The sequence below is a fragment of the Nostoc cf. edaphicum LEGE 07299 genome (genome assembly GCF_015207245.1).
Lineage (GTDB): Bacteria > Cyanobacteriota > Cyanobacteriia > Cyanobacteriales > Nostocaceae > Nostoc > Nostoc edaphicum_B.
In genome coordinates, this window is the sequence record NZ_JADEXF010000766.1 from 1 (window position 1) to 3,199 (window position 3,199).

The window sequence follows — 3,199 nt, forward strand, 5'->3', positions numbered from 1 at the left end:
ATTATATGCTGGGAGAATAGTCAACGGCTAACTCTCAAGTTGCTCATCTGCACTTTATGTCTAGATGTGAAATTCACTGATTTGAATAAAACTTCTACATAAACACACACTGATGCGGTTTGATTTGCTTGAATAGCTATATTGATAGGACATTGATAACGTCGGCAATTCACAATTCCTGATTATGGCAAGTAAATTCATTGATGTTAGAGAATATACTGTCAGGGCGCACAAGAGACAGATTCATACTCGTGTTTTCCAGTTTGTCTGTAAAGAGTGTAACGATCTGACAAAACGCGAGACTTTCGGCCCTCGACCTTTATATTGTGAGAGATGTCGCCCTCCCCAACCGCCTAAGAAATCCCAACCAGCATCTCACAAGGCAAAACCCAGAGCAATGTCTTATAAAAGTGACATCGATTTAAATTGATTAAAGCCCTATGACTCAAAATGGACAATTAGAACCGCCTCCGGGCACCTTTCTCTCACCACTGTTGGAATTACGAGACTATTATGCTCGCCTGACAGAAGAGTATGAACGCCTCTTTGTGCAGGCGCGATCGCAGCTCGACCATGTAGAAGCGTTGTTGTCTAACTGGTCTTTTTCTGATACCAACAAGCAGATATCAAGATTAACGGCGACTGATGAAACCTCAAATCTTTCTGGGGAAAGTTCTCTGCGGTTTTTATCACCCCTTGATGACATCGGCGAAATCAACTTGGTGGAGTCTTTAGAGTCAGAACAAAAAGACTCAGATCGAGTTGAGATAAATAATTCTTTTTCTGCTGCTGTTGATACAAAAGAGAGTCAATCTCAAACGACATCAACAGATCCAAAGATCGTCCTAGAGAACAACGATAGTTCAACGAAGGTAGTGGAAATTCCGATGCTACCTCAGTATCAGCACGCTATCTCGCGAATGGAAGCTATAAAACAGCTATTGCAAGAACAGATAGGTACTGTTTGTCATATCGATTTTATCGTGCGATCGCTTTATGGAGAGTTAGATTACCAGCTATTCAAAGTAGTTAAAGGTAGGGTGCAATCTTCCCTCACTCAAGGTAGAGAAAGGAATTACTGGGTAACTATTCCCGATGAGCCAGGTTGTTATACTCTGGATTTAAGTTTGGTAGCCCCAAGTAATCGCAATGCTGCTTCTAGGAGTATCAAAAACAAAAACAAGAAGCCTTTCGTTCCCCCGACAAAAACAGTACCGATGCTCAAAGCCTTTGAGGGTCAATTCTTAATTGACGCCCTCACCTCTCTGTTGCAAGAAAATCCAGGTAAAGTTTTCAGCGTTGCTGAAGTCATCGCTGGAATTTATGGAGAATTAGATTCTCAGCAAATTAGAGAGATCAAAAATAAGGTGCTGAATGAACTATCTAGAGGCTATCGCACAGGTAGATTCGCTAGGGTTCCTAATCAAATTGGCTTCTATACTTGGGATTCTAATCTGATATTGAAGGGGAGTTCTCGTTAAATTGGCATGGGGATTAGGTGACAGGTAACAGGTGACAGGTGATAGGGAATAATCTGTAACCCTGTACCCTGTAACCTGTACCCTGTAACCTGTACCCTGTACCCTGTACCCTGTACCCTATTCCCTGTACCCTATTCCCTTCTTCACTCCCCACCTATCCCAAAAACAGCTTGTATGCCGGATTCTTATTCTCATCCCAATAGCGATAGCCCAGATGGTCAAGAAAAGCTTGCCAATCTTCCATCTCGTGGGGAGGAACCTGGATACCGACAACGATTCGTCCGTAGTCTGAGCCGTTGTTGCGGTAGTGAAAAAGACTAATATTCCAGTCGGGACTCATGGAAGTCACAAATTTCATCAATGCGCCGGGACGTTCGGGAAACTCAAAACGGTAGAGCAATTCATTATGAGCTAGGGGAGAATGTCCACCTACCATGTGCCGCAGATGTAGTTTAGTTAGTTCGTCGTCCGTTAAATCAAGGGTTTCAAATCCATGAGCTTCAAAGGTTTCTACCATCTTGACAGCATCGGCACGATTTTGAATTTGCACGCCGACAAAAATATGGGCTGTTTTTTCATCGGCAATACGATAATTAAACTCGGTCAAGTTACGGTTGCCAATACATTCACAAAACTGGCGAATACTTCCCCGTTGCTCTGGAATTGTGACTGCAAATATCGCTTCGCGGCGTTCACCGAACTCTGCTCGTTCTGCGACAAAGCGGAGGCGATCGAAATTCATGTTTGCACCACAGGCGACAGCAATTAAGGTTTGTCCCTCGATTTGTTCTCGTTCGGCGTAGGCTTTGGCAGCTGCGATCGCTAATGCACCAGCTGGTTCTAAAATGGATCGTGTATCCTCAAACACGTCTTTAATCGCAGCGCAAGTATCATCTGTATCCACCAAAATAATTTCATCTACATACTGCTGACATAAACGGAAGGTTTCTTCACCTACTTCCCGCACCGCCACGCCATCAGCAAATAACCCCACTTGGGATAAGCGTACCCGATGTCCGGCTTTGAGCGATTGAGACATGGCATCAGCATCAACTGGTTCAACACCAATAATCTTGATTTCGGGACGCAATCGTTTCACATAAGCCCCAATCCCAGAAATTAGTCCGCCTCCTCCGATTGCTACAAAAATCGCATGGATGGGTTGCTGATATTGCCGTAAAATTTCCATCCCAATTGTTCCCTGTCCAGCAATTACATGGGGATCGTCAAAGGGATGAATAAAGGTCAATCCTTTTTCTACTTCTAATTCACGCGCATAGCTATAAGCATCATCATAAGTGTTTCCATGTAACACCACTGCTCCGCCCCTCATTCTCACCGCATCCACTTTTACTTGGGGTGTGGTTACTGGCATGACGATAATCGCTTTGGTTCCCAAACGATTTGCTGCAAGGGCGACTCCCTGAGCATGGTTCCCCGCAGACGCTGCAATTACACCCTGTGCTAATGTATCTGGTGGCAGTTGCACCATTTTGTTATAAGCACCCCGCAGTTTAAAGGAAAATACTGACTGCATATCCTCACGTTTCAACAAGAGTTGATTATTCAGCCGTGCAGACAAATTTGGAGCATACTCCAGTGGTGTTTCCTGGGCAACATCATATACACGGGCAGTCAGGATTTGGATGAGGTAGTCGCAAAACATGGGCGTCAAGCTGTTAGCAAATGCTGGATGGAAACTAATTTTACGTTACAAG

At 44.2% G+C, this 3,199-nt stretch carries 3 protein-coding genes; 2 read left to right on the forward strand and 1 reads right to left on the reverse strand.

Annotation, left to right across the window (positions count from 1 at the left end; genetic code table 11):
• The first annotated feature begins 184 nt into the window (after positions 1 to 184).
• Together IQ229_RS24260 and IQ229_RS20335 are read left to right on the forward strand one after the other, a co-directional pair.
• The gene (locus IQ229_RS24260) at positions 185 to 430 is read left to right on the forward strand and encodes a hypothetical protein (RefSeq protein WP_099099597.1); all 246 of its coding nucleotides are present in this window, start codon (positions 185 to 187) and stop codon (positions 428 to 430) included.
• A gap of 10 nt (positions 431 to 440) precedes the next feature.
• Positions 441 to 1,481 carry a hypothetical protein gene (locus IQ229_RS20335; protein ID WP_194046846.1) on the forward strand — a complete coding sequence of 347 codons (1,041 nt, stop codon included), beginning with the start codon at positions 441 to 443 and terminating at the stop codon, positions 1,479 to 1,481.
• 154 nt (positions 1,482 to 1,635) lie between these two features.
• On the opposite strand, the gene ilvA is transcribed toward IQ229_RS20335, so the two are convergent.
• A complete protein-coding gene (gene ilvA, locus IQ229_RS20340; RefSeq protein WP_194046848.1) occupies positions 1,636 to 3,147 on the reverse strand; it encodes a threonine ammonia-lyase, biosynthetic in 1,512 nt (503 codons plus the stop codon).
• Between the last annotated feature and the right edge of the window lie 52 nt (positions 3,148 to 3,199).

Coding starts and splice junctions, on each gene's coding strand:
- IQ229_RS24260 (WP_099099597.1), top strand. CDS start 185: ATGGCAAGTAAATTCATTGATGTTAGAGAATATACTGTCAGGGCGCAC.
- IQ229_RS20335 (WP_194046846.1), top strand. CDS start 441: ATGACTCAAAATGGACAATTAGAACCGCCTCCGGGCACCTTTCTCTCA.
- ilvA (WP_194046848.1), bottom strand. CDS start 3,147: ATGTTTTGCGACTACCTCATCCAAATCCTGACTGCCCGTGTATATGAT.